Annotated in this window: 23 protein-coding genes and 1 CRISPR repeat array; of the genes, 17 read left to right on the top strand and 6 right to left on the bottom strand. The window is 54.9% G+C overall.

Annotated elements, in window-relative coordinates; genetic code table 11:
* Positions 1-33: 33 nt before the first annotated feature.
* Positions 34-1,143, bottom strand: coding sequence for an SDR family oxidoreductase (locus tag GJ746_RS19995; RefSeq protein ID WP_154681752.1), 1,110 nt, complete (start codon positions 1,141-1,143; stop codon positions 34-36).
* Between the two features lie 384 nt (positions 1,144-1,527).
* Here GJ746_RS19995 and queE point away from each other — a divergent pair, with 384 nt between their 5' ends.
* Complete coding sequence (gene queE / locus GJ746_RS19990; protein ID WP_154682784.1) at positions 1,528-2,199, top strand: 7-carboxy-7-deazaguanine synthase QueE; 672 nt, start codon at positions 1,528-1,530, stop codon at positions 2,197-2,199.
* Positions 2,200-2,254: 55 nt separating this feature from the next.
* Here queE and queD read toward each other — a convergent pair whose 3' ends face one another.
* Positions 2,255-2,617 (bottom strand): 6-carboxytetrahydropterin synthase QueD, encoded by a 363-nt coding sequence (gene queD / locus GJ746_RS19985; protein ID WP_154681751.1) that lies wholly within the window; start codon positions 2,615-2,617, stop codon positions 2,255-2,257.
* Positions 2,618-3,096: 479 nt separating this feature from the next.
* Here queD and cysJ point away from each other — a divergent pair, with 479 nt between their 5' ends.
* The 3 genes from cysJ (at position 3,097) to cysH (ending at position 7,417) form a co-directional block, all read left to right on the top strand.
* Positions 3,097-4,896 carry an NADPH-dependent assimilatory sulfite reductase flavoprotein subunit gene (cysJ, locus tag GJ746_RS19980; RefSeq protein ID WP_154681750.1) on the top strand — a complete coding sequence of 600 codons (1,800 nt, stop codon included), beginning with the start codon at positions 3,097-3,099 and terminating at the stop codon, positions 4,894-4,896.
* Complete coding sequence (gene cysI / locus GJ746_RS19975; protein ID WP_154681749.1) at positions 4,896-6,608, top strand: assimilatory sulfite reductase (NADPH) hemoprotein subunit; 1,713 nt, start codon at positions 4,896-4,898, stop codon at positions 6,606-6,608. The genes cysJ and cysI overlap by 1 nt, the downstream gene beginning before the upstream one ends.
* Before the next feature lie 74 nt (positions 6,609-6,682).
* Positions 6,683-7,417 (top strand): phosphoadenosine phosphosulfate reductase, encoded by a 735-nt coding sequence (gene cysH, locus GJ746_RS19970; protein WP_154681748.1) that lies wholly within the window; start codon positions 6,683-6,685, stop codon positions 7,415-7,417.
* Between the two features lie 45 nt (positions 7,418-7,462).
* On the opposite strand, the gene cas3 is transcribed toward cysH, so the two are convergent.
* The 4 genes from cas3 to GJ746_RS19950 all read right to left on the bottom strand — a co-directional run bounded on the left by cas3 (position 7,463) and on the right by GJ746_RS19950 (position 14,277).
* The gene (gene cas3, locus GJ746_RS19965; RefSeq protein ID WP_227852708.1) at positions 7,463-9,457 is read right to left on the bottom strand and encodes a CRISPR-associated helicase Cas3'; all 1,995 of its coding nucleotides are present in this window, start codon (positions 9,455-9,457) and stop codon (positions 7,463-7,465) included.
* Between the two features lie 47 nt (positions 9,458-9,504).
* Positions 9,505-9,899: a CRISPR direct-repeat array (repeat unit 29 nt; unit sequence GTGTTCCCCGCGCTAGCGGGGATAAACCG).
* A gap of 59 nt (positions 9,900-9,958) precedes the next feature.
* Complete coding sequence (locus GJ746_RS19960; protein WP_154681747.1) at positions 9,959-12,010, bottom strand: hypothetical protein; 2,052 nt, start codon at positions 12,008-12,010, stop codon at positions 9,959-9,961.
* The gene (locus GJ746_RS19955; protein WP_227852706.1) at positions 11,997-13,181 is read right to left on the bottom strand and encodes a DUF3142 domain-containing protein; all 1,185 of its coding nucleotides are present in this window, start codon (positions 13,179-13,181) and stop codon (positions 11,997-11,999) included. Before GJ746_RS19955 ends, GJ746_RS19960 begins: the two co-directional genes overlap by 14 nt.
* Positions 13,182-13,218: 37 nt before the next feature.
* Positions 13,219-14,277, bottom strand: a complete 1,059-nt coding sequence (locus tag GJ746_RS19950) for an aminopeptidase (RefSeq protein ID WP_154681745.1) — start codon at positions 14,275-14,277, stop codon at positions 13,219-13,221.
* A gap of 246 nt (positions 14,278-14,523) precedes the next feature.
* On the opposite strand from GJ746_RS19950, the gene cysG reads away from it, so the two are divergent.
* From cysG to rpoS, 13 genes are all read left to right on the top strand, one after another.
* Complete coding sequence (gene cysG / locus GJ746_RS19945) at positions 14,524-15,930, top strand: siroheme synthase CysG (RefSeq protein ID WP_195908758.1); 1,407 nt, start codon at positions 14,524-14,526, stop codon at positions 15,928-15,930.
* A 9-nt stretch (positions 15,931-15,939) separates the two neighbouring features.
* Positions 15,940-16,848: a sulfate adenylyltransferase subunit CysD gene (cysD, locus tag GJ746_RS19940; protein ID WP_004104981.1), complete on the top strand. Its 909-nt coding sequence runs from the start codon at positions 15,940-15,942 to the stop codon at positions 16,846-16,848.
* Between the two features lie 9 nt (positions 16,849-16,857).
* On the top strand, positions 16,858-18,285 hold the full coding sequence (cysN, locus tag GJ746_RS19935; RefSeq protein WP_154681743.1) for a sulfate adenylyltransferase subunit CysN: 1,428 nt from the start codon (positions 16,858-16,860) through the stop codon (positions 18,283-18,285).
* On the top strand, positions 18,285-18,890 hold the full coding sequence (cysC, locus tag GJ746_RS19930; RefSeq protein ID WP_154681742.1) for an adenylyl-sulfate kinase: 606 nt from the start codon (positions 18,285-18,287) through the stop codon (positions 18,888-18,890). The genes cysN and cysC overlap by 1 nt, the downstream gene beginning before the upstream one ends.
* Positions 18,891-18,943: 53 nt before the next feature.
* Positions 18,944-19,270: a DUF3561 family protein gene (locus GJ746_RS19925; RefSeq protein ID WP_154681741.1), complete on the top strand. Its 327-nt coding sequence runs from the start codon at positions 18,944-18,946 to the stop codon at positions 19,268-19,270.
* 140 nt (positions 19,271-19,410) lie between these two features.
* Positions 19,411-19,728, top strand: coding sequence for a cell division protein FtsB (gene ftsB / locus GJ746_RS19920; RefSeq protein WP_004104977.1), 318 nt, complete (start codon positions 19,411-19,413; stop codon positions 19,726-19,728).
* Between the two features lie 19 nt (positions 19,729-19,747).
* Positions 19,748-20,458: a 2-C-methyl-D-erythritol 4-phosphate cytidylyltransferase gene (gene ispD / locus GJ746_RS19915; protein ID WP_154681740.1), complete on the top strand. Its 711-nt coding sequence runs from the start codon at positions 19,748-19,750 to the stop codon at positions 20,456-20,458.
* Complete coding sequence (gene ispF / locus GJ746_RS19910) at positions 20,458-20,937, top strand: 2-C-methyl-D-erythritol 2,4-cyclodiphosphate synthase (protein ID WP_154681739.1); 480 nt, start codon at positions 20,458-20,460, stop codon at positions 20,935-20,937. The genes ispD and ispF overlap by 1 nt, the downstream gene beginning before the upstream one ends.
* On the top strand, positions 20,934-21,983 hold the full coding sequence (gene truD, locus GJ746_RS19905; RefSeq protein WP_154681738.1) for a tRNA pseudouridine(13) synthase TruD: 1,050 nt from the start codon (positions 20,934-20,936) through the stop codon (positions 21,981-21,983). The genes ispF and truD overlap by 4 nt, the downstream gene beginning before the upstream one ends.
* Positions 21,964-22,725, top strand: coding sequence for a 5'/3'-nucleotidase SurE (surE, locus tag GJ746_RS19900; protein ID WP_154681737.1), 762 nt, complete (start codon positions 21,964-21,966; stop codon positions 22,723-22,725). Before truD ends, surE begins: the two co-directional genes overlap by 20 nt.
* Positions 22,719-23,345 (top strand): protein-L-isoaspartate(D-aspartate) O-methyltransferase, encoded by a 627-nt coding sequence (locus tag GJ746_RS19895; protein ID WP_154681736.1) that lies wholly within the window; start codon positions 22,719-22,721, stop codon positions 23,343-23,345. The genes surE and GJ746_RS19895 overlap by 7 nt, the downstream gene beginning before the upstream one ends.
* A 121-nt stretch (positions 23,346-23,466) precedes the next feature.
* Complete coding sequence (nlpD, locus tag GJ746_RS19890) at positions 23,467-24,597, top strand: murein hydrolase activator NlpD (RefSeq protein ID WP_154681735.1); 1,131 nt, start codon at positions 23,467-23,469, stop codon at positions 24,595-24,597.
* Positions 24,598-24,754: 157 nt separating this feature from the next.
* Positions 24,755-25,747, top strand: a complete 993-nt coding sequence (gene rpoS / locus GJ746_RS19885; protein WP_004104962.1) for an RNA polymerase sigma factor RpoS — start codon at positions 24,755-24,757, stop codon at positions 25,745-25,747.
* Positions 25,748-25,785 lie beyond the last annotated feature (38 nt).

Raw genomic sequence — 25,785 nt, 5'->3', positions numbered from 1 at the left:
TTGGGCTGGCATTTTTTTATCTGTACAAAGTGGCTATTTAAAATCTACCGCCATTTGCTGCGGAATAGACAGTCCGCGCGTGGTCTGGACGCAGCGGTCAATATAATCGGTAAAGCGCGGCGGTTTTGGCATCCCCATACTGAGCAGCTTATCGTTACTGAATCGCACGTTGAGCGTGGCGAAGGCGCCGTACAGGCGCATGGCTTTTAGCATCAGCCGTTCGTTACAGGGACCAAAGATATCCTTCAGCTCACGGCGCATTTTGACCAGCGTTTCATATCTGACCTGAGCATATTTATCACCGACCGGCGCCTGTTCCAGCGCCGATGCCATTGCTCTATCAATATCCGCAAATCTCACGCTATTCTCTTCGCCAGCTGAAATGTGTACGACTTCTCCGCGCGCAAGCGGGCTGATTAGCAGCATAAGCAGCGCATCGGCGCAATAATCGACGGGGATAACGTCGATGCGGTCCTCCATCGAACACATAAATTTTTGTAGCATCAGCCCCATGCTGAACACCCAGAAGATACTGCTGGATGGCTGACAGCCGTGATGAGTGTGGCCAACAACAATCGAAGGGCGGGCGATTACCAGCGGTAACGTGGGGCACTCCTGCTGCATCAGACGCTCTATCGTTGATTTAGAGTGCGTGTACTCGACCAGATGTTCTGCGCGCTCGCGGAACATTGCGCTTTCCGCCACCAGAGAATCGGGCTCTGGCGAACAGGACATCGCGGTACCGACGTGTAGAAAGCGCTGAAGGCCGCTGACCTGAGCCATACGTCGGGCAAACTGCAGCGTACCTTCGACGTTGACCTTCCAGATAAGCGGATTATTACCAAATGAGGCAACGGCGGCGCAGTTGAGCACGTGGGTTACCTGATTCAGGCGCGGGTCGTCGAGAAAGGGCTGCGGATTGGTCAGATCCCCCAGCAGAATGTTGCCGGGCGTCAGGGCCGTTAATCTCTCTTCGCTAATATTGAATTTTCGCAGGTTTTCCTTTACCCGTTCTACGGCAGCTACACTATTATCCGCACGAACTAACAGCAATAGATTGGTCGCATTCATTTGATTAAGAATGCTTTCTAACACTGCTCCACCCAGGAATCCTGTTGCGCCAGTAATTAATAATGTATTCATGAATGCAGTCTCATTGTGGTGAATTGACTGGATTCTAGATGTGAATAATTAAACGGATATTAAATGGTATTGTTTCATAATATTCTGTTTCTTAATGATATTTTAATGTTTCTCTACGTGGTGGATCGAATTTGACCCTTTGCAAAGATAATAAATTCATTATTTCGTGTATCCATTTGTACATCATTGAATTTTATTATTTTAATTTATTTTGGATTTACGGATTTATTCATTTTTTGTTACACCAAATTTTAAATTAGTGGCGCTAAAAATTATCCTGATAATTATCAGGATAATTAAATGACTCGCTGGAGCAGCAGAGGACAAGATCTGCACGGGCAAATCTGCGATAATGCGCGCCCACAACCCTGAGCAGAGATGATTATGCAGTACCCGATTAACGAGATGTTCCAGACCTTGCAAGGCGAAGGTTATTTCACCGGCGTTCCCGCCATTTTTATTCGTTTACAGGGATGCCCGGTTGGTTGCGCCTGGTGCGATACCAAACATACCTGGGATAAGCTTGCCGATCGGGAAGTGTCGCTGTTCAGCATTCTGGCAAAAACCAAAGAGAGCGATAAATGGGGGCCGGCAAGCAGTGAAGATTTATTGGCTATCATCGGACGTCAGGGGTGGACGGCCCGCCATGTAGTCATCACCGGCGGCGAGCCCTGTATTCATGATCTTACGCCTTTAACCTCGCTTCTGGAGCAAAACGGATTTAGCTGTCAGATAGAAACCAGCGGCACCCACGAAGTTCGCTGTACGCCTCATACCTGGGTGACCGTGTCGCCGAAGGTGAATATGCGCGGCGGCTATGATGTGCTTTCTCAGGCGCTACAGCGGGCTGATGAAATCAAACATCCGGTGGGTCGCGTACGCGATATTGAAGCGCTGGATGAACTGCTGGAAACGCTGACCGATGAAAAGCCGCGTATTATCGCGCTTCAGCCGATTAGCCAGAAAGATGATGCAACGCGCCTGTGCATTGAAACCTGTATCGCCCGCAACTGGCGACTCTCTATGCAGACGCATAAGTATCTGAATATTGCGTGAGGTAAAAACCCTGGCAGCAGATGGCTATCAGGGTTTTATTCAACTGAAGGTACTATCACTCGCCGCGATAGACGCAGCCCGCCGTACAGGTTTCCTTGATCATCACCGCGCTCAGCAGCGGCACCAGAGGCTTCATCTGCTCCCAGATCCATTTTGCCAGTACTTCGCTGGTCGGGTTTTCTAGCCCCGGAATATCGTTCAGGTAGTAGTGATCAAGCCTGTCGTAAGTCGGCTTAAACGCGGCCTTCAGCTCGGCGAAATCCATGATCCACCCGGTATGGGGGTCGACTTCACCGGTAATCTCCAGGCGCACCATAAATGAATGGCCATGCAGGCGGCCGCACTTGTGGCCTTCCGGTACATGCGGCAGGTGATGAGCGGCTTCGAAGGTGAAATCTTTAAACAGCGTGGTGGACATCTTTTATTCTCAATATGGCAAAAAACCGCCGTAGGGTACCGGAAAGCACCTTTTTTCGCATTAACTAAAACGCCCCTGAACAGAAAATGGACATATTCATCCAGCTTATTGAAGAAAAATTATTATATATCATTGGGTTATTTAATCGATTTTGTTGTTAACAACTATAACTAAAACAGGTTAGTCCATTTGGTTATTTGTTATTTCCATCCCTTCTTTAATTGTTACTATCTGCACCGTTAACCTTATCACTCGTCATACTTCGAGCCGCATGTGCGTTGGCAATAACTCGGCCCATCCTTGGGCCTCGCCCTGACGGGCGCTGTTCACCCCAGCCACTTACTTATGTAAGCTCCCGGGGATTCGCTGCGTCGCCGCCTGCCTGCAACTCGAATTATTTAGAGTGAACACATTCTCTTTTGTTTTATCGCGCTGACAGGTTGCGACTAACAGCTTTGCTTACTGGAACATAACGACGCATGACGACACAGGCCCCACCTTCCAATTTGCTACCGCTGAATCCGGAGCAAATGGCGCGCCTTCAGGCGGCCACGACCGACTTCACGCCTACCCAGCTGGCCTGGGTTTCCGGTTACTTCTGGGGCGTGCTGAACCAGCAGCCCGGTTCGGCGATTGCGGCACCAGCCCAGGCGGCAGAAGTACCATCCATCACCCTGATTTCAGCATCGCAAACCGGCAACGCCCGCCGTATCGCAGAAGCGCTGCGTGACGATCTGCAGGCTGCGCAGCTGAACGTGAAGCTGGTCAATGCAGGCGACTATAAATTCAAACAAATTGCCTCCGAAAAGCTGCTGGTCGTGGTGACCTCAACGCAGGGGGAAGGTGAGCCGCCGGAAGAAGCCGTCGCGCTGCATAAGTTCCTGTTCTCGAAGAAAGCGCCAAAGCTGACCGATACCGCGTTTGCCGTATTTGGCCTCGGCGATACTTCCTATGAATTCTTCTGCCAGTCCGGCAAGGATTTTGATAACAAGCTGGCCGAACTGGGCGGCGAACGCCTGCTTGACCGGGTGGACGCTGACGTGGATTATCAGACCGCCGCCGCCGAATGGCGCGCCCGCGTGGTTGAGGTGCTAAAAGCGCGCGCGCCTGCTGCCGCGCCGTCCCAGCTGGTGACCAGCGGGGCGGTGAACGAGATCCACACCAGCCCCTATACCAAAGAAGCGCCGCTGACCGCGACGCTGGCGGTGAATCAAAAAATCACCGGTCGCGATTCAGAAAAAGATGTGCGCCATATTGAGATCGACCTCGGCGACTCAGGCCTGCGCTATCAGCCGGGCGACGCGCTGGGCGTCTGGTACCAGAACGATCCGGCTCTGGTGAAAGAGCTGGTGGAACTGCTGTGGCTGAAAGGTGATGAGCCGGTCACGGTTGACGGTAAAACCCTGCCGCTCGCCGAAGCGCTGGAGTGGCACTTCGAGCTGACGGTCAACACCGGCAACATCGTGGAGAACTATGCCACCTTAACCCGCAGCGAATCTCTGCTGCCGCTGGTGGGCGATAAGGCACAGCTTCAGCATTACGCCGCGACCACGCCGATCGTTGATATGGTGCGTTTCTCGCCGGCGCAGCTGGATGCCCAGGCGCTGATCGACCTGCTGCGCTCGCTGACCCCGCGTCTCTATTCCATCGCCTCTTCGCAGGCGGAAGTGGAAAGCGAAGTCCACGTCACCGTCGGCGTGGTGCGTTATGACATCGAAGGCCGCGTCCGCGCCGGCGGTGCCTCCAGCTTCTTGGCTGACCGCGTTGAAGAAGATGGCGAAGTTCGCGTCTTTATTGAGCATAACGATAATTTCCGTCTGCCCGCTAACCCGCAGACGCCGGTGATCATGATTGGCCCGGGTACCGGCATCGCGCCGTTCCGCGCTTTTATGCAGCAGCGCGCGGCGGAAGGTGCGGAAGGTAAGAACTGGCTGTTCTTCGGCAACCCGCATTTTACCGAAGATTTTCTCTATCAGGTGGAGTGGCAGAGCTACGTCAAAGAGGGCGTGCTGAGCCGCATCGACCTGGCCTGGTCCCGCGATCAACAACAAAAAGTCTATGTTCAGGACAAGCTGCGCGAGCAGGGGGCTGAACTGTGGCGCTGGATTAACGACGGCGCCCATATTTATGTCTGCGGCGATGCTAATCGTATGGCAAAAGACGTTGAACAGACGCTACTGGAAGTGATAGCCGAATACGGCGCGATGGACGCCGAAGCGGCGGACGAATTTTTAAGTGAGCTGCGCGTTGAGCGCCGTTATCAGCGAGATGTCTACTAATGAGCGAAAAACATCCAGGCCCGCTGGTGGTCGAAGGTAAACTGACAGATGCCGAGCGCATGAAGCTCGAAAGCAATTACCTGCGCGGCACCATCGCGGAAGATTTAAATGACGGCCTGACCGGCGGTTTTAAAGGTGACAACTTCCTGCTGATCCGTTTTCATGGCATGTATCAGCAGGATGACCGCGATATTCGCGCCGAGCGCGCGGCGCAGAGGCTGGAGCCGCGTCACGCGATGCTGCTGCGCTGCCGCCTGCCGGGCGGGGTGATCACCACTAAACAGTGGCAGGCGATTGATAAATTTGCCGCTGATAACACCATCTACGGCAGCATCCGTCTGACCAACCGTCAGACCTTCCAGTTCCACGGCATTCTGAAGAAGAACGTCAAGCCGGTGCACCAGATGCTGCATTCGGTCGGGCTGGACGCGCTGGCGACCGCCAACGATATGAACCGTAACGTGCTGTGTACCTCTAACCCATACGAGTCTCAGCTGCATGCTGAAGCCTACGAATGGGCGAAGAAAATTTCTGAGCATCTTCTGCCGCGCACTCGTGCCTACGCCGAGATCTGGCTGGATCAAAAGAAAGTCGCCACTACGGATGAAGAACCGCTCCTCGGTCAGACCTATCTGCCGCGTAAGTTCAAAACCACCGTGGTGATCCCGCCGCAGAACGATATCGATCTGCACGCCAACGATATGAACTTCGTAGCGATTGCCGAAAACGGCAAGCTGGTAGGCTTTAACCTGTTGGTCGGCGGCGGTTTGTCTATCGAGCACGGTAATAAGAAAACCTACGCCCGTACGGCGAGCGAGTTTGGCTATCTGCCGCTGGAGCATACCCTGGCGGTAGCGGAAGCGGTGGTGACGACCCAGCGCGACTGGGGTAACCGTACCGACCGTAAAAACGCGAAAACCAAATACACTCTGGAACGCGTTGGCGTAGAAACCTTTAAAGCGGAAGTGGAGCGCCGGGCGGGGATCAAATTTGAGCCGATTCGTCCATATGAGTTCACCGGACGCGGCGATCGTATCGGCTGGGTGAAGGGGATCGACAATAACTGGCACCTGACGCTGTTTATTGAAAATGGTCGAATCCTTGATTATCCGGGGCGTCCGCTGAAAACGGGTCTGCTGAAGATTGCGAAGATCCACAAGGGCGAATTCCGCATCACGGCGAACCAGAACCTGATTATTGCCAGCGTTCCGGAAGAGCAGAAAGCGAAGATCGAGAAGCTGGCTCGCGATCATGGTCTGATGAACGCCGTCACGCCGCAGCGTGAAAACTCGATGGCCTGCGTGTCCTTCCCGACCTGCCCGCTGGCGATGGCGGAAGCTGAACGTTTTCTGCCATCGTTTATCGATAAAGTCGAGGCGGTGATGAGCAAACACGGCGTGGGCGACGAGCACATCGTCACCCGCGTGACCGGCTGCCCGAACGGCTGCGGCCGCGCGATGCTGGCGGAAGTGGGGCTGGTCGGTAAAGCGCCGGGCCGCTACAACCTGCACCTTGGCGGCAACCGCAGCGGGACGCGGATTCCGCGCATGTATCGGGAAAACATTACCGAGTCGGAAATTCTTGACTCAATCGATGAACTGGTAGGGCGCTGGGCGAAAGAGCGCGAAGCGGGTGAAGGCTTCGGCGACTTTACGGTGCGTGCGGGCATCATTCGCCCGGTGCTCGACCCAGCCCGGGATTTCTGGGAATAAACTTTTCTCCCTCATCCTGGCCCTCCCTCCTCCCTCGCTCCTTTGGGGGAGGGGAACAAACAAACGAGGTACTTATGTCCGTACTCGATCTGAACGTGCTGAACGAATTACCGAAGGTTGATCGCGTTTTGCAGCTGGCGGAAACCAATAGCCAGCTGGAAAAGCTGAGCGCGGAAGCGCGCGTCGCGTGGGCGCTGGAAAACCTGCCGGGCGAATACGTGCTCTCTTCAAGCTTTGGTATTCAGGCGGCGGTGAGCCTGCATCTGGTGAACCAGGTACGCCCGGATATTCCGGTTATTCTCACCGATACCGGCTATCTGTTTCCGGAAACCTACCAGTTTATTGACGAGTTAACGGACAAACTCAATCTGAACCTGCAGGTCTATCGGGCGAAGGAAAGCGCGGCATGGCAAGAGGCGCGCTACGGAAAGCTCTGGGAGCAGGGCGTTGAGGGCATTGAGAAATACAATGACATCAACAAAGTCGAGCCGATGAATCGGGCGCTGCAAGAACTGAACGCGCAAACCTGGTTTGCGGGCCTGCGCCGCGAGCAGTCCGGCAGCCGTGCCCACTTACCGGTACTGGCGATTCAGCGCGGCGTGTTTAAGGTGCTGCCGATCATCGACTGGGATAACCGCACCGTCTATCAGTATCTGCAAAAGCACGGCCTGAAATACCACCCGCTATGGGACCAGGGATATTTATCGGTGGGCGATACCCACACCACCCGTAAATGGGAGCCGGGGATGGCGGAGGAAGAAACACGGTTTTTTGGCTTAAAAAGAGAGTGCGGACTGCACGAAGGTTAAACTCATCTTAAGTGAGCCAGCATTTTTCAAATGCTGGCTCACTTATTAGCGGCCCAGCCCTGTCTTTTTATGGTAATAATCGGCTTCACCTTGCGGCGATACAAGTACCACCTGCGCCGCCGGGCGATGTTGTTTCTTACGGAATTGCTCAAGTGCTTCCTCATTGGGGAGTAAAAACTCACCTGATTGTTTGCGCCACCACGACAAGCGTACTGATAACCGGCTCATTTCCCAGCGGAAATCCCCTTTATCGACGACGGGATGCAATTCCCCCACCTCATTCTGCCATGCCAGATAAACATCCACGCTCTCCTCGCCCAGACGAGTCGAAAATTCTCTATCCTTATCCCATAAAAAATCGCTGGCTTCTCGATCATAACCGAGATCGTGACACAGCAGATTTTGTGCAGCAACTGAGCGCTGGCTAAGCACTTTGCCAAAGGCCATATCGGAGAGCGTTTGCAGACCAGTGGGCGCATTAATTTTCTGCTCATACACGCCATCCACCAATATTCTGGCATTCTCCGGCATCCGGATTTCACCTTGCTGACGCAGCAAAGCCTGGGTGCGCCACAGACAGGCATGATCGGCGTAAACATAGCCGGTTCCTTTTAGCTCTTGTCCCAGCCATCCTGCTTCTGCCTGCTCCTGCCAATCCGGGGCCAAAATATACAATACCGGAGGCTGGCGACCATCAGGCTGCGTAGATTTGCGTTGCCCCTGAGCATCGCGAATATGACGTTGCAGACGACCAGCGCGCTGGATTAATAAATCAATGGGTGCCAGATCGGAGATCATCCAGTCAAAGTCCAGATCGAGACTCTGCTCCACGACCTGTGTGGCTATCAGTATTTTCCCTCGTCGTTCTGAAGAGGGGGCATCATTACCGAACCAGCTAAGTGTTTTATCTTCAATAGTGATACGATCGACAAAAGCAAAGCGGCTATGAAAAAGCAAAAGATCCCGTTCGGGCACGATCCCTTCATGCAACAGCTGCTGGTAAATTTCTCGTGCATCATCAACCGTATTGCGAATCCAACAAACACACTGCCCGGCTGCCACAACGCGATAAATAATGTCCAGTGCTTCCCGGCGCTGTTGTATCCAGCTAATAGCCACGGTTCGTTGAACTTCAGGACGCGTGGGCAATGCTTGTTCCAGCAGGCCGGCGGACGAAAGATGGCTTAACCACGGGTAATCTGCATTCTGGTTGGCTTCTGTAGCCGTAAATCCTGAACCGTCATTGAAGGCATTGAGTAATTTTTCCCGTAACGCGGTAGGAAGCGTCGCGCTCAGGATAATGGCGCTTCCCCCTTGGGCGGCATGGAAGCGTAATAACCCTTCCAGCAATTTCACCATATAGCCATCGTAGGCATGAACTTCATCCAGCAGCAGAATTTTATCGCGCATCCCCAGCAGGCGGAGTGACTGATGGCGAAAAGGCATCACCGCCATTAAGAGCTGATCCAGCGTACCGACGCCGACTTCCGCCAGTAGCGCTTTTTTGCGCGAATCGGCAAACCAGGCATGGCACTCGCCGCTAGCGTTACTATCATCACGGGCGTAGTCTTCGGCAATTTCTCCTGCCGGTTGCCAGAGGGATTGGCGGAAGGTGCTCGACATTTCTCGCCCGCCGTGAGCCAGGACGAGGGATGGTCTGGAATCATCGGTAAATAGCGCGTGATAGGCCGTAGCCAGGCGTTTATACATTGCGTTTGCGGTCGCCATTGTTGGCAACCCAACGTAGAGACCGTGGCCTTTATTGGCCGACATCAGGCGGTGAGTCAAGATTAACGCAGCTTCCGTTTTGCCTGCTCCGGTAACGTCCTCCAGAATAACTAACTGAGGGCCTGGAGCCGAGATATCCAGCGTGCTTGCCCGCTTTTGAAGTGGGGTCAGTGTGTGAATGAAAGGAAACAGCGCCTGGTGGTTCTGGTAGTGGCTATGCTGTGATGGCGGCGGAATTTTTAAGATGGCTTTCTGAGCTTTTTCACAGGCGAGGGGCCAATACTCTTTCAGGGGCATAGCGTTGTTGAGCAATGGAAACTGTGTCTCATCTGAGCCCATCCAGTCAGCAAGGGTGGTAAGTGTTCCCCGCGCTAGCGGGGATAAACCGTATTTTGCAGTCTGAGTCTTTAAACCTTTTATGTGTTCCCCGCGCTAGCGGGGATAAACCGAGCTGGGATTAACGGACAGGCCACCGAACGAGGTGTTCCCCGCGCTAGCGGGGATAAACCGAAGCCGCAGCTATGACCGGCACGCTGGCGCGCGTGTTCCCCGCGCTAGCGGGGATAAACCGTAATACGCGATTGCTACAGTCTTCTGTGATGCGTGTTCCCCGCGCTAGCGGGGATAAACCGTTATACAGAAACTCCGGATCGCGCAGGTCTGTGTGTTCCCCGCGCTAGCGGGGATAAACCGATATTTCTGGCATTTTAGTAATTGCTTCTACAGTGTTCCCCGCGCCAGCGGGGATAATTCGTACCCCAGCACTTGAGTCGTTCTACTTTCAGAAAGGGGACACTTTTGTTCCCTTTCCCCTTATTCTCTAACCTTTCCATTGCTTCTCAGTACAGCAAAGTCCGGCTCCGGACAATTTTGACCAAAGTTTTCTGTCCACGGAAATGGCGCGCCGTTTTTTACATAGCGCTGATAGAGACGTTTTACCGATGTTGGGTCCTGAGCCCATATCCAGTCCGTCGCGTTGCACAGCACGGCGGCATAGGCCTGTGATTTTCTCGGCAATAGATCGGCGGCTTTCTCGGCAAGCTTCACCGCCTGCCAGCGATAGTGCATAAAATGATTATCCTGTTTCGGCTGGGATAGCTGCACACGTTGGCGCTCACCGGCGCTAATCCACGATTTGGCGGCCGGCTTACCTTCTAAACCCGAATCGTAATAAGGCCATGAATATCCACCGCCATAGAGTGCAAAATCCGGCGCCATCTCATAGCCCGTCAATTCCATTCCCTGATGACGCAGGAGAAGCGCAGCTTGCCACCACGCCTTTGCCTGAGCGGTCTTTGGTCCATTTTTCGGTAGGGTATTGATAAACGCCTGTGCAGCATCACGATTCTCCGGCAGGGCAAAATAGGTCAGCGCTTTTTGGTACTGTCCTGCCCGCATCAGACGGCGGGCAAGCAGGGTTCGTAGCCTGACGTCAGCGCTATAGCGTTCCGTATTTTCCGGCTGCTCAAGTAAAGCAGGAGAGGGGGCGGGGACATATTTATCCACGAACGCGGTGAGCTCTTTTAGCGTAAGCACCCGTTCGGCAATTTGCGCTAAATCCGGCCAGTAGTGCTCTTTGGCTTTGTACATCAGACGCATCGCTTCGAGATAATCGTTGCGATTCAGCGCCAGGATTGCCTGTTCGGCGTTAATACGGCAGGTCGGGATAACAAACTCATCACCGATAATTTCATTATTATCAGGTTGGGACCCCCACGCTTCGTCTGCCGGAAAAGATGCGGCGGCTTTTGCATACCATGCCGTTGCCGCTTTAACATCACCAGCCCGCAGCGCCATTTTGGCCTGTACCCACGAGGTCAGCCCATTTTCGGTGGCATTTTTTAGCAGTAGCGTCACCAGCGGGTACTGACCATTACGATAGGCGAGGGCGATCAGACGATCGCTACCGGGCAGGTCGTGGTTTATTCTCTGCGCCAGCTTCGCAATCAGCGCATCATGGTAATTTTTGATCTCTTGTTCATCATCGGGCCTCGGTTCTGGCTCGTATAAGGGACCAGACGAGCGCGTGAAAAAACTCGCAATAAGCAGTTGCTGAATAAGCGGATCGTCAAGGCCCGGTTGCAGGAAGTTCTCGTTTTCAGGATCGCTCAGAATATCTGCGGTGTAGCGTAAAGAGAGGCTGCCGGTGGGCGACCCCTGAGCCGCCTGCCGGGCGTAGAGGTGGGCCGCGGCAAGCGGCTCACTCTGCCAGTGTTTGATGCGGCCCTGCTGACCGAGGCTTGCCAGCGAGAGCTGTTCCGGGTCTTCTTGTCCATTGCGCACAGCGTCGATAATTTGCTGATAAAGCTCGAAAGCTTCGCGTAGCCCCTGCTGGTTACCGTGAGAGTGAGCGCTATCGGAAAGCGGATATCCGCTCTCAGAGCGTGGTTCCGGATAATCATGCATTAAGTCGCGGGCCAGTGAGTAGCGGGCTTTTAGCCCCCATAGGCCCTGTTGTGCTGCGGGCAGCGCAAGAACCTGACGAAAATAATCACGCGCCCGGCTATCGCGTTTGGTAAATGCCACGGCGCCGAGGACGTACAGGCGGCTCGCGGCAGGCAGGTCGGCAGCCATCTTTTCTGCAGCTTCTAACGAACCGCTGGCGCGGATCTTCGTAATCAAAATCTCTTGGGCAGAGGGGGCGGTAGGCTTATCGGTGGAAGTATCGCGCCATTGCGGAAGACGCGGATCGATAGGCACCAGGCGGCTGCTCTCTAAAGCAAAGCTTCCCTCGGGTAAATAAAGCAGATTGGCGTGACGGTTTTCCAGCAAATAGTTGGGGAAAAACGGCCCGCAGGCGTGGCCGTTGGCGGCGGCCAGCATCGCCGTCAGGAAGGTGGTCAGAGGTAATTTACGGGCTAACATAAAACTCTCCTTGCGGTGGCGACGTGCATCTTGCCCAGCCGATGGTGCGCGTTCTTCCGGCGCGTAGCAGCGCCGGGGCGGTCAGATAAAACCTCTCTTCAGCAAAGCGGTAGCCGCCTGCGCCATCGGCGGCGAGGCAATTTTCCATCTGTAACGTAATTTTTATCGGTAGCGGGGCGTCAATATTGCCCGAATTTTTAATCGCCAGTTCGTAGAGCGTGGACTCAGGGCTGACGTTGGCTTTGTCGGGAAGCGCCAGCCATTGCCAGCTTGTGTTCAACGGCCGATGGCGAATAACCGCTTCCAGCGTGGTGAGTGACCAGGAACGACTATCGTTAGCCAGCGGCAGACGGAACCAGACAAGACCGGCAAAATTTTTCGGCGGATTCGCTTCGAGCTCACGGGTAAAAGCGTCGATTTGCTGCGGCGAGACGCTAAGCTCTCGCCTCTCACCGAAAATACCCAGCAGCGATTCGCTTTCCACCCGTTCTGGCTGACCGGGGGCGGAAATCAGTGCGGAACCATACGCCGGCAGCGCCAGATAAAAAGGATGCGGAGAGATAAGGGCATATTGTCTGCTCCAGCGCCGGGCCTGAGCCGGGTCAAACAGCCCCTGCTGCGGCGAGAGGACACTATGGAGCTGTAGCACGGAGCTATCCACCGCTGCCAACAGGTCAGGAAGATGAGCTGATGAGAGCCAGGCAGGAAGCGCGGTGATGCTGAGCGTTAGATCTGGCGGCAGTGCCTGGCGCAATAACGCCAGCAGTTGCTGATAATCTGTCAGCCGCGAGGTGGGCGCATCGTAATCAATTTCGATTGCCGTGAGTTTAACGCCAGCACCGCGCCAGTGAGTAATAATGCTTTGAATCTGTGGCAGAATGGCTGCCGCATCGAGCTGCGTCAGGCTGCCGTCCAGGCGGACTACCAGCCACACCGGGCGACCATCCTGCTGTAACAAGGGTGTATCGACCCGGGCAATACGCGATCCTTCCTGCGGATGAATCTGTAGCCCCAGCACGCGCAAAGTTGAAAACAGCTCGTGGCTCTGGCGTAGCGCCGTTTTATGATCGTCTTTCCAGACGCGTTGCCAGATATATACCTGGTTGTCGGCGATGGAGCCTGCGCAGGTCGCCAGCAACAGAAACAACGGTAGCAAAAAACGCAAGTGCATTATGGCGACACTCCTTGTTGCCGGGTTAATTATTATTCTATTTTTTTGCGGCGGGTTTTTTCTCCACCTTCGCCAGCTCTTTGACCAGCGGCAGCATAATCTTCAGCACATCGCGGCTGCGCTGGGCAATACGGCCCGGCAGGGCTTTATCAATATGCTGTTGATTATCCAACTGAATATTATGCCAGCTGGTGCCATCCGGGAAGGAACGAGATTTAGCGCGCTGCTGGTAGCCATCTTTGCGTCCCAGGGACCAGTTTGTGGCTTCGACCGATAATACCGGGATTCCGGCTTCGTCAAATACGCTGGCATCATTACAGCAGCCGGTACCTTTCGGGTACTCAGGGTTCAGGCCTGGATTGCTGGAGGCGATAATGCCTTTGCTGCGGGCGATAGCCAGCGCCCGGTCGCGGGTGAGCTTACGTACCGACGCAGGCGTGCTGCGGCCGCTATTGAAGTAGAGTTTATCGCCCACCACCAGGTTATCGAGATTGATTACCAGCAGAGTATTTTTCTTTTCCGCATCGCTCATACGTTTGAGCATATTCTGCGCGCCAAGCCGACCTTCTTCTTCACCGCTGGTAGCGACGAAGCGAATACCGTAGCGGGTAGGGACGTTCTTCAACTGCTCGGCAAGTTCCAGCATAACTCCCAGTCCGACGGCGTTATCATCGATACCCTGCAGCGTCAGTCCGCCGAGATTATTTTCAACGTCGGCGTTGGTTTGCGGCGCATAGGTATCGAGATGGGCCATGATGATAATCTGCTGGCGCTCTTTCCCCTCATGCGCGGCGATAACCGTACTGCCGGTGACGTTCTGCCAGTTTTTGCGCTTTTCATTGTCGGTGTAAATATAACGAGTATTAAAACTGCGGATATCGCTCTTATACCCCATTTGCGTGAACTGCTGGCGCAGATAGTCGGCGGAGAGCATTTCGGCAGGCGAACCGGTCATTCTTCCGGGAAAAAAGGTGGCGATATGACGAGCCTGTGCATTGGCGGTGTCGCCCAGGGCACTCATTGCCGGGGCGGCGGAGAAGACAAAACCTGCGCCCAGCGCCAGGGGAAGCAGGCGACGGCACAATGCGGAAAACATAACGGATCCTTGAGTACTTAAAACAATTTCACCCGCGTAGTATGAAACTGTGACCGTGGTTAAACAATTTCAATCGCTCTTAAATGGTGGAAAAACCGCGTGTTAAGCACTTTTTGATATTTGCTTTCCCAGGTCGTTATTCTTTTGAGTAACAACTCATTCCATTTCGTAATTTCATTTGCTCCAGACCGCACCCTATAGTCGCTCTATTGCTGATTGTAAGAGAGTTGTTGCGCAGTGGAATACTTGCCGATATTTGCCGAAGTGAAAGAAAGACCCGTACTGGTTATCGGCGGCGGCGAGATTGCCGCGCGCAAGATCGCGTTTTTGCTGCGCGCTGAAGCGAAGGTGCAGATTGTCGCCGATGCGCTGATACCAGAACTTGCCGGAAAGGTTGAGCGTCAGGAAATTCAGTGGCGGGCGACCGTATTTGAAGAGCGGCAGCTTGATGACGTATTCCTGGCGATTGCCGCCACTGAAGATGACGAGCTTAACCAGCGCGTCTATGTTGCGGCGAATGCGCGCTATCGGTTGGTCAACGTTGTTGATAATCAGGCGCTGTGCTCGTTTGTCTTTCCGTCAATTGTTGACCGTTCGCCGCTGCTGGTGGCTATCTCTTCCAGCGGAAAAGCGCCGGTACTGTCGCGAATATTGCGGGAAAAAATTGAAGCGCTGCTGCCAACCAACCTGGGGCGGCTGGCTGAAACAGCAAGCTACTGGCGCCACCACATTAAAACTCATCTTAAAACAACCGCTGAACGCCGCCGCTTCTGGGAGCGCGTGTTTACCGGTCGCTTTGCCAGCCTGATGCTGGCGGGCAACAAAGCCGAAGCGGAAAAAGCGCTGGAAGATGAACTCAGACAGCCGGAAAAACGTCCCGGTGAAATTATTCTCGTTGGGGCAGGTCCAGGCGATGCCGGACTGTTGACCCTGCGCGGTCTGCAGGCCATTCAGCAGGCAGACGTGGTGTTTTACGACAACCTGGTGACGCCAGAAGTGCGTGAACTGGTACGCCGCGACGCGGAGACTATTTGCGTTGGTAAAAGCGCCTCCGGCGTATCCGTTCCGCAGCAGGAAATTAACCGCATGCTGGTGGAAGCGGCAAAAGAGGGCAAAACGGTGATTCGTCTGAAGGGCGGCGACCCGTTTATCTTCGGCCGCGGCGGCGAAGAGCTGCAGGCGGCGGCTGAAGCCGCTATTCCGTTTCAGGTTGTTCCGGGCGTCACGGCAGCGGCGGGCGCAACGGCTTATGCCGGGATCCCGCTGACCCACCGGGACTATGCCCAGAGCGCCACCTTCATTACCGGCCACTTCGGCGCGGAAAATTCTCCGCTCGACTGGGCGCGGCTGGCGCAAAGCGGCCAGACCCTGGCGATTTATATGGGCAGCCTGAAAGCGGTGGAAATCAGCGCCCAGCTGATCGCCAACGGCCGCGACGGCGATACCCCGGTAGCGGTGATCTCTCGCGGCACTCGCGCCGATCAGCAAACGAAGACCGGCACATTACAGCAGCTCGGAAACCTGGCAAAAGATGTCCCGATGCCCGCGCTGCTGGTGGTGGGCGATGTGGTGCGATTACATCAACAGCTCGCCTGGTTTCAACACACAACAGACGCAGAGGGCTTTGGTTCTTCTGTTATTAATCTGGCTTAAGGAACGGTTATGGACCAAAAACGACTTACTCACCTGCGGCAACTGGAGGCAGAAAGCATCCATATCATTCGTGAGGTGGCCGCCGAATTCTCTAACCCGGTGATGATGTACTCCATCGGTAAAGATTCCAGCGTGATGCTGCATCTGGCGCGCAAAGCGTTTTATCCTGGAACCCTGCCGTTCCCGCTGCTGCACGTCGATACCGGCTGGAAATTCCGCGAAATGTACGAGTTCCGCGACCGTACGGCTAAAGCCTACGGCTGCGAACTGCTGGTACATAAAAATCCAGAGGGCGTGGCGATGGGCATTAACCCGTTCGTGCACGGCAGCGCCAAGCATACCGACATTATGAAAACCGAAGGTCTTAAGCAGGCGCTGAACAAATACGGCTTCGATGCCGCATTCGGCGGCGCGCGCCGCGATGAAGAGAAATCTCGCGCCAAAGAGCGGATTTACTCCTTCCGCGATCGCTTCCACCGCTGGGACCCGAAAAATCAGCGTCCGGAGCTGTGGCACAACTACAACGGCCAGATTAACAAAGGCGAAAGCATCCGCGTCTTCCCGCTTTCCAACTGGACCGAACTGGATATCTGGCAGTACATCTATCTGGAAAATATTGAAATTGTGCCGCTGTACCTGGCGGCAGAGCGCCCGGTGCTGGAGCGCGATGGCATGCTGATGATGATCGACGACGATCGCATCAATTTGCAGCCCGGTGAGATGATCAAGAAACAGATGGTGCGCTTCCGTACTCTCGGCTGCTGGCCGCTGACCGGCGCGGTGGAATCCAACGCGCAAACGCTGCCGGAGATCATCGAAGAGATGCTGGTATCGACCACCAGCGAACGACAGGGGCGGGTGATAGACCGCGACCAGGCAGGCTCCATGGAGCTGAAGAAACGTCAGGGTTATTTCTAAGGAGCCGCCATGAATACCACTATTGCACAACAAATTGCCGATGAGGGCGGGGTAGAAGCCTATCTGCACGCCCAACAGCACAAAAGCCTGCTGCGCTTTCTCACCTGCGGCAGCGTCGATGACGGCAAAAGTACGCTGATTGGCCGTCTGCTGCACGATACCCGTCAGATTTATGAAGATCAGCTCTCTTCCCTGCACAATGACAGCAAGCGCCACGGTACTCAGGGTGAAAAACTGGATCTGGCGCTGCTGGTGGATGGCCTGCAGGCCGAGCGCGAGCAGGGCATCACCATTGATGTCGCCTATCGCTACTTCTCTACCGAGAAACGCAAGTTCATTATCGCTGATACTCCGGGGCACGAGCAGTATACCCGTAATATGGCGACCGGCGCTTCCACCTGCGATCTAGCGATCCTGCTGATCGACGCCCGCAAAGGCGTGCTCGATCAAACTCGCCGTCACAGCTTTATTTCGACGCTACTGGGGATCAAACACCTGGTGGTGGCGGTGAACAAAATGGATCTCGTTGATTTTAGCGAAGAGACCTTTAACAGCATTCGTGAGTCGTACCTGACGTTCGCGGAACAGCTGCCGGGAGACCTGGATATTCGTTTCGTGCCGCTTTCGGCGCTGGAAGGGGATAACGTCGCCAGCCAGAGCGATAAAATGCCGTGGTACAGCGGCCCGACGCTGCTGGAAGTGCTGGAAACCGTTCAGATTCAGCGCGTGGTGGAGAGCCAGCCGCTGCGTTTTCCGGTGCAATATGTTAACCGTCCGAACCTCGACTTCCGTGGTTTTTCCGGTACGGTTGCGTCCGGTCGCGTGACCGTCGGGCAACGTCTGAAGGTGCTGCCGTCGGGCGTGGAATCCACCGTTGCGCGTATTGTCACCTTCGACGGCGACCTGCCGGAAGCGGCGGCCGGTGAAGCGATCACTATCGTGCTGAAGGACGAAATTGATATCAGCCGCGGCGACCTGCTGGTGGATGCGGCGGTTTCTCTGCCCGCGGTACAGAGCGCCAGCGTTGATGTGGTATGGATGGCGGAGCAGGCGCTGACTCCCGGCCAGAGCTACGATATTAAAATCGCCGGTAAGAAAACCCGCGCCCGCGTAGACGGCATTCAGTACCAGGTGGATATCAACAATCTGACCCAGCGTGAAGTGGAATCTCTGCCGCTGAACGGCATTGGCCTTGTGGATCTCACTTTCGACGAACCGCTGGTGCTGGATAAGTACCAGGATAACCCGGTCACCGGGGGGCTTATCTTTATCGACCGCTTAACCAACGTCACCGTTGGCGCAGGCATGGTACGCGAGCCGAACGCACAGGCGCAGGTGGGTGCTTCGCAGTACAGCGCGTTTGAACTTGAGCTGAACCAGCTTATTCGTAAGCACTTCCCGCACTGGGATGCTCGCGACCTGTTGGGAGGCAAATAATGGCCCGGCACGACGAAAATATCGTCTGGCACGCCCATTCGGTAACGCGTGAAGATCGTGAAGCGCTGCATGGGCATAAAGGTGCAGTGGTCTGGTTTACGGGACTTTCCGGTTCGGGAAAATCAACGATTGCCGGCGCGCTGGAAGAGGAGCTGCATCGGCTCGGCGTGAGCACCTGGTTACTGGATGGCGATAACGTGCGTCATGGCCTGTGCAGCGATCTCGGATTCAGCGATGATGACCGCAAAGAAAACATTCGTCGCGTAGGGGAAGTGGCGAAGCTGATGGTCGATGCCGGGCTGGTTGTATTGACGGCGTTTATATCTCCGCATCGCGCAGAGCGGCAAATGGTGCGCGAACGTATAGGCGAAGGACGTTTTATCGAAGTCTTTGTCGATACGCCGCTGGCCATCTGTGAAGCGCGGGATCCGAAAGGCCTGTACAAGAAGGCGCGGGCAGGGGAATTGCGCAACTTCACCGGGATTGATTCAGTATATGAATCGCCGGAGAAGGCTGAGATTCACCTCGACGGTGAACAATTAGTAACAAATTTGGTGCACCAACTATTAGACCTGCTACGACAGAGCGATATTATCAGATCCTGAAACGGCGGCGGCATCATCAATGGATGCCGTTCGCCAGGTCAACAGGATTCGATATGCGCAATACCCAGAACATCAGTCTTATTCGTTCAGAACCGCCACCGGCAGCCGGCGACGAGACCACCTGGTCTCTGTCGGGCGCCGCCGTTGGTTTTATTTCATGGCTGCTGGCGCTGGGTATTCCCTTCCTGATCTATGGCAGTAACACGCTATTTTTTCTTCTCTATACCTGGCCGTTCTTTCTGGCATTAATGCCGGTTGCCGTTGTGGTTGGCATCGCGCTGCATTCTCTGCTGGACGGTAAACTTCAGTACAGCATTTGTGCGACGATTTTGACCGTCGGGCTGATGTTCGGTCTGCTGTTCTTCTGGCTGCTGGGGTAGTCTTTTTTACGAATGAATCTTGCCTGGGTATCAACGGTAAAAATGTGGTACAGTCCCCGCGTTACGCGGCGTCGTCCGCGCGCCAGAGTAGAGCACTCGGGCGAGTTGTGGGATGATGATGCCGTTTTTCAGGGGGCAGGATGGGTAAACTAACGCTGCTGTTATTGGCTTTGCTGGTCTGGCTGCAGTACTCGCTGTGGTTTGGCAAAAACGGTCTGCACGACTATAGCCGGGTTAATGACGATGTCTCCGCGCAGCAGGCGACTAACGCTAAATTAAAAGCGCGCAACGATCAGCTATTCGCCGAAATTGATGACCTCAACGGCGGTCAGGAAGCCATCGAAGAGCGTGCGCGCAATGAACTCAGTATGACCCGCCCGGGCGAAACGTTTTATCGTCTGGTGCCGGATGCGTCCAAACGCAACCAGGCCGCGGGGCAACAGCAGAATAATCGATAAACAGGCCCAGGATTACAACATGGCAGCCACTTTTCCGGGCGTTTGCGCCGTGCTGCCGGCAGCCGGTTTTGGCCGCCGCATGCAAACGGAATGCCCTAAACAATATCTCTCAATCGGTAACAAAACGATTCTCGAACACGCGGTCGCCGCGCTGTTGGCAAACCCGCTGATAAAGCGGGTGGTGATTGCCGTCAGCCCCGGAGACCTGCGCTTTAGCCAACTGCCGTTGGCAAATCATCCTCAAATCACCGTCGTTGATGGCGGCACCGAGCGTGCGGATTCCGTTCTCGCAGGCCTGAAGGTTATTGATGAAGCCGATTGGGTGCTGGTGCATGACGCCGCGCGCCCCTGTCTGCATCAGGACGATCTCAGTCGTCTGCTTCAATTACGCGAGACCAGTCGTACGGGCGGCATTCTGGCTGCTCCGGTTCGCGATACCATGAAGCGCGCGGAGCCGGGCAGAACGGCCATCGCCCATACCGTTGAGCGTAACGATTTATGGCATGCGCTAACGCCACAATTTTTCCCTCGCGAACTGCTGGTTGATTGCCTGACGCGGGCGCTTAACGAAGGCGCTATCATCACTGATGAAGCCTCGGCGCTGGAGTACTGCGGCTTCCACCCTGAGCTGGTTGCCGGACGAGCTGATAATATTAAAGTGACGCGCCCGGAAGACCTGGCGCTGGCCGAATTTTACCTTACCCGTTCCCGACACCAGGAGAAGGCTTAATGCGAATTGGACACGGTTTTGACGTACACGCTTTTGGCGGTGAAGGCCCAATTATCATTGGCGGCGTGCGCGTGCCTTACGAGAAAGGGCTGCTGGCGCATTCCGACGGGGATGTTGCGCTACATGCGCTGACCGATGCACTGTTGGGCGCGGCGGCCTTGGGTGATATCGGCAAACTGTTTCCGGATACCGATCCGGCCTTTAAGGGCGCCGATAGCCGCGAGCTGCTGCGTGAAGCGTGGCGGCGGATTCAGGCCAAAGGCTATACCCTTGGCAACGTTGACGTCACTATCATCGCCCAGGCGCCGAAAATGCTGCCGCATATTCCGCAGATGCGCGTCTTTATCGCTGAAGACCTCGGCTGTCATATGGACGATGTTAACGTCAAAGCTACGACGACTGAAAAGCTGGGCTTTACCGGCCGCGGCGAAGGTATTGCCTGTGAAGCGGTGGCGCTGCTGCATAAGGCGGATAAATGATTGCTTTTGACGACCTCACTTATCTGCATGGGAAACCGTTGAGTCGGGGGCTGCTGAAAGCGAATCCGGAAGATTTTGTGGTAGTCGAGGATCTTGGTTTTGCGCCTGATGGCGAAGGCGAACATCTTCTCGTCAGGATTCTTAAAAACGGCTGCAATACCCGTTTTGTCGCTGACGCGTTGGCAAAATTCCTTAAAATTCATGCGCGTGAAGTGAGCTTCGCCGGGCAAAAGGACAAGCATGCGGTAACCGAGCAGTGGCTGTGCGCCCGAGTGCCGGGCAAAGAGATGCCCGACCTGAGCAAATTCCAGCTCGAAGGCTGTCAGGTACTGGAGTACGCGCGCCATAAGCGCAAGCTGCGCCTCGGGGCGCTGAAGGGGAACCAGTTTACGCTGGTGCTGCGCGAAATCAGCGCCCGCGACGATGTTGAAAAGCGTTTACAGGCCATTGTCGAGCATGGCGTACCTAACTATTTTGGTGCTCAACGCTTCGGTATTGGCGGCAGCAATCTGCTGGGGGCGCTGCGCTGGGCCGAGAACGGTGCGCCGGTGCGCGATCGTAATAAACGCAGTTTTTGGTTGTCGGCGGCCCGCAGCGCATTGTTTAATCAACAAGTTGGTATTAGATTAAAAAAACCGGAATTTAATCAGGTTGTTGATGGCGATGCGCTACAATTAGCGGGGCGCGGAAGCTGGTTCGTTGCGACCTCTGAAGAACTGACGGAACTCCAGGCGCGGGTTGATAGCCGCGAACTGATGATTACCGCTGCGCTTGTTGGCAGCGGCGACTGGGGAAGCCAACGGGATGCGCTGGCCGCCGAACAGGCGGCTGTGGCCGAAGAGACGCAGCTACAGGCGCTGCTGGTGCGTGAAAAAGTAGAGGCAGCCCGACGGGCGATGCTGCTTTATCCCCAGCAGATGAGCTGGAACTGGTGGGATGACGTTACCGTTGAACTGCGTTTCTGGCTGCCCTCGGGCAGCTTCGCCACCAGCGTAGTAAGGGAGCTTATCAATACAACGGGTGACTATGCGAATATTGCTGAGTAACGATGACGGGATACACGCGCCGGGGATTCAGACTCTGGCGAAGGCCTTACGGGAATTCGCTGAGGTTCAGATAGTTGCACCCGATCGTAACCGCAGCGGAGCGTCGAATTCCCTGACGCTGGAGTCTTCGTTACGCACTTTCACTTTCGACAATGGCGATATCGCCGTGCAGATGGGTACGCCGACGGACTGCGTATATCTCGGCGTGAATGCCCTGATGCGGCCGCGACCGGATATTGTGGTCTCCGGTATTAACGCCGGGCCTAATCTTGGTGATGACGTTATCTATTCCGGTACCGTAGCCGCCGCGATGGAAGGCCGTCACCTGGGCTTTCCGGCGCTGGCCGTCTCGCTGAACGGCTATCAGCATTATGATACCGCCGCTGCGGTTACCTGTTCCATTCTGCGGGCTTTAAGCCGCGAGCCGCTGCGCACCGGGCGCATTCTCAATATCAACGTGCCGGATCTGCCGCTTGAGCAGATCAAAGGTATTCGCGTTACCCGCTGCGGTAGCCGCCATCCTTCCGATCAGGTCATCCCGCAAAAAGATCCGCGTGGTAATACGCTTTACTGGATTGGTCCTCCGGGTGAAAAGTATGATGCCGGACCGGATACCGACTTTGCCGCAGTCGATGAAGGCTATGTGTCGGTCACTCCGCTACACGTCGATTTAACCGCCCACGGCGCGCATGAGGTGGTTAGCGGCTGGCTGGATCGCGTTGGGGTTGATTCGCAATGGTAAGTAAACGTGTTGAAAGTCTTCTCAATCAGCTCCGTACTCAGGGCATTGTTGACGAGCGCGTGCTGAACGCGATTGCGCAGGTGCCGCGAGAAAAGTTTGTTGATGAAGCCTTTGAACATAAGGCATGGGAAAACACGGCTTTGCCGATTGGACAGGGGCAAACTATCTCGCAGCCCTATATGGTGGCGCGGATGACCGAGCTTCTGACGCTAACGCCGGACTCAAGGGTGCTGGAAATTGGCACCGGTTCGGGTTATCAGACGGCTATTCTGGCGCATCTCGTGCATCACGTTTGCTCGGTAGAGCGGATTAAGAGTTTGCAGTGGCACGCGCGCCGCCGCCTGAAACAACTTGATTTACATAATGTTTCAACTCGTCATGGCGATGGGTGGCAGGGTTGGCAGGCACGCGCGCCGTTCGACGCGATTATCGTTACCGCAGCACCGCCGGAAATACCGGACGCACTGCTGGCGCAGCTGGACGACGGCGGCGTACTGGTGTTGCCGGTAGGTGAAGAGCATCAGTTCCTGAAGCGGATCCGTCGACGCGGCAACGAGTTTGTGATTGATACTGTCGAAGCCGTGCGCTTTGTTCCCCTCGTTAAAGGGGAGTTGGCCTGAACCCGGATTATTCCAGGTTTTTTTGCCTGCATTTAGGCATAGGGTGGACGCATTTTTCGTGTCCTGGCCGGCACCGTCCGGTGAGCATGATATTGGTAGTTAACATATTCCTGGGGGATAAATGAGCGCGGGAAGCCCAAAATTTACCTTAAGCCGCATTGCGGCTTTGTCACTGGTGTCACTCTGGCTGGCAGGCTGTAGCAATTCCAACAATCCGCCTGCGCCGGTCAGCTCGGCTGGCGGGGCTTCATCTTCCAGCACCAACTCCGGAATGCTGATTACGCCTCCGTCAAATAACGGTACCGCAAACGTTCCGCAGGCACGTCCGGTACAAACTCAACCGGTACAGGCGCAGCCCACGCAGATTCAACCGATGGCTCAGGAGCCGGTACAGACGGTGAACGGCAAAATTGTCTACAACCGTAAGTATGGGGATATTCCGAAAGGTAGCTACACCGGCGGCAGTACCTATACAGTTAAACGCGGCGACACGCTATTCTATATCGCATGGGTCACCGGTAATGATTTCCGCGATCTGGCGCAGCGCAACAATATCCCCGCGCCGTACGCCCTGAACGTTGGTCAGACGCTGCAGGTTGGTAATGCGTCTGGTCAGCCAATTACCGGTGATAACCCGGTTGCTCAGGCCAGCGTACAGGCCAGTAACGGTGGAATGCTGGGCGCAAATTCTGCACAAAAATCCACCGCGGTGGTTGCGTCCCAACCAACTATTACGTATTCTGAATCTTCAGGTGAACAGAGTGCTAATAAGATGTTGCCGAATAACAAGCCTGCGACGACAACAACCGTCGCGCCAGTTACGGCTCCAGCTGTCAGCACAACCCAATCGACTGCAAGCAGTACGTCAACCAGTTCGCCAATCTCTTCATGGCGCTGGCCGACTGATGGCAAGGTTATCGAGAACTTTAGTGGCGCCGAAGGCGGCAATAAAGGTATTGATATTGCAGGCAGTAAGGGACAGGCTATTGTCGCGACCGCCGATGGGCGCGTCGTCTATGCCGGTAACGCACTGCGCGGTTACGGTAATCTTATTATCATCAAACATAACGATGATTACCTGAGCGCCTACGCTCATAACGATACGATGCTGGTAAAAGAGCAACAAGATATCAAAGCGGGGCAGAAAATCGCTACCATGGGTAGCACGGGTACCAGTTCGACACGTTTGCATTTTGAAATTCGTTACAAGGGGAAATCCGTTAACCCGCTGCAGTATTTACCGCAGCGATAATTTGGCAAAGTACGGATAACTCGACGTCACTAAGAAAGGCGCCAGGGCGGCCACCATACCTTCTTTACCGGGGGTATAAAAGGTTATCGTCCGGGCGTCGTTTGAGCGATGTTCAGCGAAAGTGCTTTGCTCAGGGATCACGGGTAGGAGCCACTTTATGAGTCAGAATACGCTGAAAGTTCATGATTTAAATGAAGATGCGGAATTTGATGAGAACGGAGTCGAGGTTTTTGATGAGAAAGCCTTAGTTGAAGAGGAACCCAGTGATAGCGATCTGGCAGAGGAAGAGCTTCTTTCGCAGGGAGCAACCCAACGGGTGCTCGATGCGACGCAACTCTACTTAGGTGAGATTGGTTATTCCCCACTGCTGACGGCCGAAGAAGAGGTTTATTTTGCCCGTCGTGCGCTGCGTGGTGACGTTGCGTCACGCCGCCGGATGATCGAAAGTAACCTGCGTCTGGTTGTCAAGATAGCCCGCCGTTACGGCAATCGTGGTCTGGCGCTGCTGGATCTGATTGAAGAAGGTAACCTGGGGCTGATTCGCGCAGTTGAGAAGTTTGACCCGGAACGTGGGTTCCGTTTTTCGACTTACGCGACATGGTGGATTCGTCAAACGATTGAACGGGCGATTATGAACCAAACCCGTACCATTCGTTTACCGATCCATATCGTTAAAGAGCTGAACGTCTATCTGCGTACCGCTCGCGAGTTGTCCCATAAGCTGGACCACGAGCCGAGCGCAGAAGAGATAGCCGAGCAGCTGGACAAGCCGGTTGATGACGTGAGCAGGATGCTGCGTCTGAATGAGCGCATTACCTCGGTGGATACACCGCTGGGCGGCGACTCGGAAAAAGCGCTGCTGGATATTCTGGCCGATGAAAAAGACAACGGCCCGGAAGACACCACGCAGGACGATGATATGAAACAAAGCATCGTCAAATGGTTGTTCGAACTGAACGCCAAGCAGCGTGAAGTGCTGGCTCGTCGTTTTGGTCTGTTGGGCTATGAAGCCGCCACGCTTGAAGATGTTGGTCGTGAAATTGGCCTGACCCGCGAACGCGTACGTCAGATCCAGGTTGAAGGTCTCCGCCGTCTGCGGGAGATCCTGCAAAGCCAGGGGCTGAATATCGAAGCGCTGTTCCGCGAGTAAGAAACCTTTCTTAAAAAAGGCTCAATCGTTCGATTGGG

This window comes from Klebsiella oxytoca (assembly GCF_009707385.1).
Lineage (GTDB): Bacteria > Pseudomonadota > Gammaproteobacteria > Enterobacterales > Enterobacteriaceae > Klebsiella > Klebsiella oxytoca_C.
Note: the sequence above shows the minus strand (reverse complement) of the source record. Positions and strands in the feature narration are given on the sequence as shown.

What these genes read in the sequence shown, in the direction of transcription:
- GJ746_RS19950 (WP_154681745.1), bottom strand. Translation starts at nt 14,277, where the DNA reads ATGTTTTCCGCATTGTGCCGTCGCCTGCTTCCCCTGGCGCTGGGCGCA.
- cysD (WP_004104981.1), top strand. Translation starts at nt 15,940, where the DNA reads ATGGACCAAAAACGACTTACTCACCTGCGGCAACTGGAGGCAGAAAGC.
- surE (WP_154681737.1), top strand. Translation starts at nt 21,964, where the DNA reads ATGCGAATATTGCTGAGTAACGATGACGGGATACACGCGCCGGGGATT.
- cysC (WP_154681742.1), top strand. Translation starts at nt 18,285, where the DNA reads ATGGCCCGGCACGACGAAAATATCGTCTGGCACGCCCATTCGGTAACG.
- queD (WP_154681751.1), bottom strand. Translation starts at nt 2,617, where the DNA reads ATGTCCACCACGCTGTTTAAAGATTTCACCTTCGAAGCCGCTCATCAC.
- truD (WP_154681738.1), top strand. Translation starts at nt 20,934, where the DNA reads ATGATTGCTTTTGACGACCTCACTTATCTGCATGGGAAACCGTTGAGT.
- GJ746_RS19895 (WP_154681736.1), top strand. Translation starts at nt 22,719, where the DNA reads ATGGTAAGTAAACGTGTTGAAAGTCTTCTCAATCAGCTCCGTACTCAG.
- rpoS (WP_004104962.1), top strand. Translation starts at nt 24,755, where the DNA reads ATGAGTCAGAATACGCTGAAAGTTCATGATTTAAATGAAGATGCGGAA.
- cysN (WP_154681743.1), top strand. Translation starts at nt 16,858, where the DNA reads ATGAATACCACTATTGCACAACAAATTGCCGATGAGGGCGGGGTAGAA.
- GJ746_RS19955 (WP_227852706.1), bottom strand. Translation starts at nt 13,181, where the DNA reads ATGCACTTGCGTTTTTTGCTACCGTTGTTTCTGTTGCTGGCGACCTGC.
- ispF (WP_154681739.1), top strand. Translation starts at nt 20,458, where the DNA reads ATGCGAATTGGACACGGTTTTGACGTACACGCTTTTGGCGGTGAAGGC.
- queE (WP_154682784.1), top strand. Translation starts at nt 1,528, where the DNA reads ATGCAGTACCCGATTAACGAGATGTTCCAGACCTTGCAAGGCGAAGGT.
- GJ746_RS19925 (WP_154681741.1), top strand. Translation starts at nt 18,944, where the DNA reads ATGCGCAATACCCAGAACATCAGTCTTATTCGTTCAGAACCGCCACCG.
- GJ746_RS19995 (WP_154681752.1), bottom strand. Translation starts at nt 1,143, where the DNA reads ATGAATACATTATTAATTACTGGCGCAACAGGATTCCTGGGTGGAGCA.
- cysI (WP_154681749.1), top strand. Translation starts at nt 4,896, where the DNA reads ATGAGCGAAAAACATCCAGGCCCGCTGGTGGTCGAAGGTAAACTGACA.
- cysJ (WP_154681750.1), top strand. Translation starts at nt 3,097, where the DNA reads ATGACGACACAGGCCCCACCTTCCAATTTGCTACCGCTGAATCCGGAG.
- ftsB (WP_004104977.1), top strand. Translation starts at nt 19,411, where the DNA reads ATGGGTAAACTAACGCTGCTGTTATTGGCTTTGCTGGTCTGGCTGCAG.
- nlpD (WP_154681735.1), top strand. Translation starts at nt 23,467, where the DNA reads ATGAGCGCGGGAAGCCCAAAATTTACCTTAAGCCGCATTGCGGCTTTG.
- cysH (WP_154681748.1), top strand. Translation starts at nt 6,683, where the DNA reads ATGTCCGTACTCGATCTGAACGTGCTGAACGAATTACCGAAGGTTGAT.
- ispD (WP_154681740.1), top strand. Translation starts at nt 19,748, where the DNA reads ATGGCAGCCACTTTTCCGGGCGTTTGCGCCGTGCTGCCGGCAGCCGGT.
- GJ746_RS19960 (WP_154681747.1), bottom strand. Translation starts at nt 12,010, where the DNA reads ATGTTAGCCCGTAAATTACCTCTGACCACCTTCCTGACGGCGATGCTG.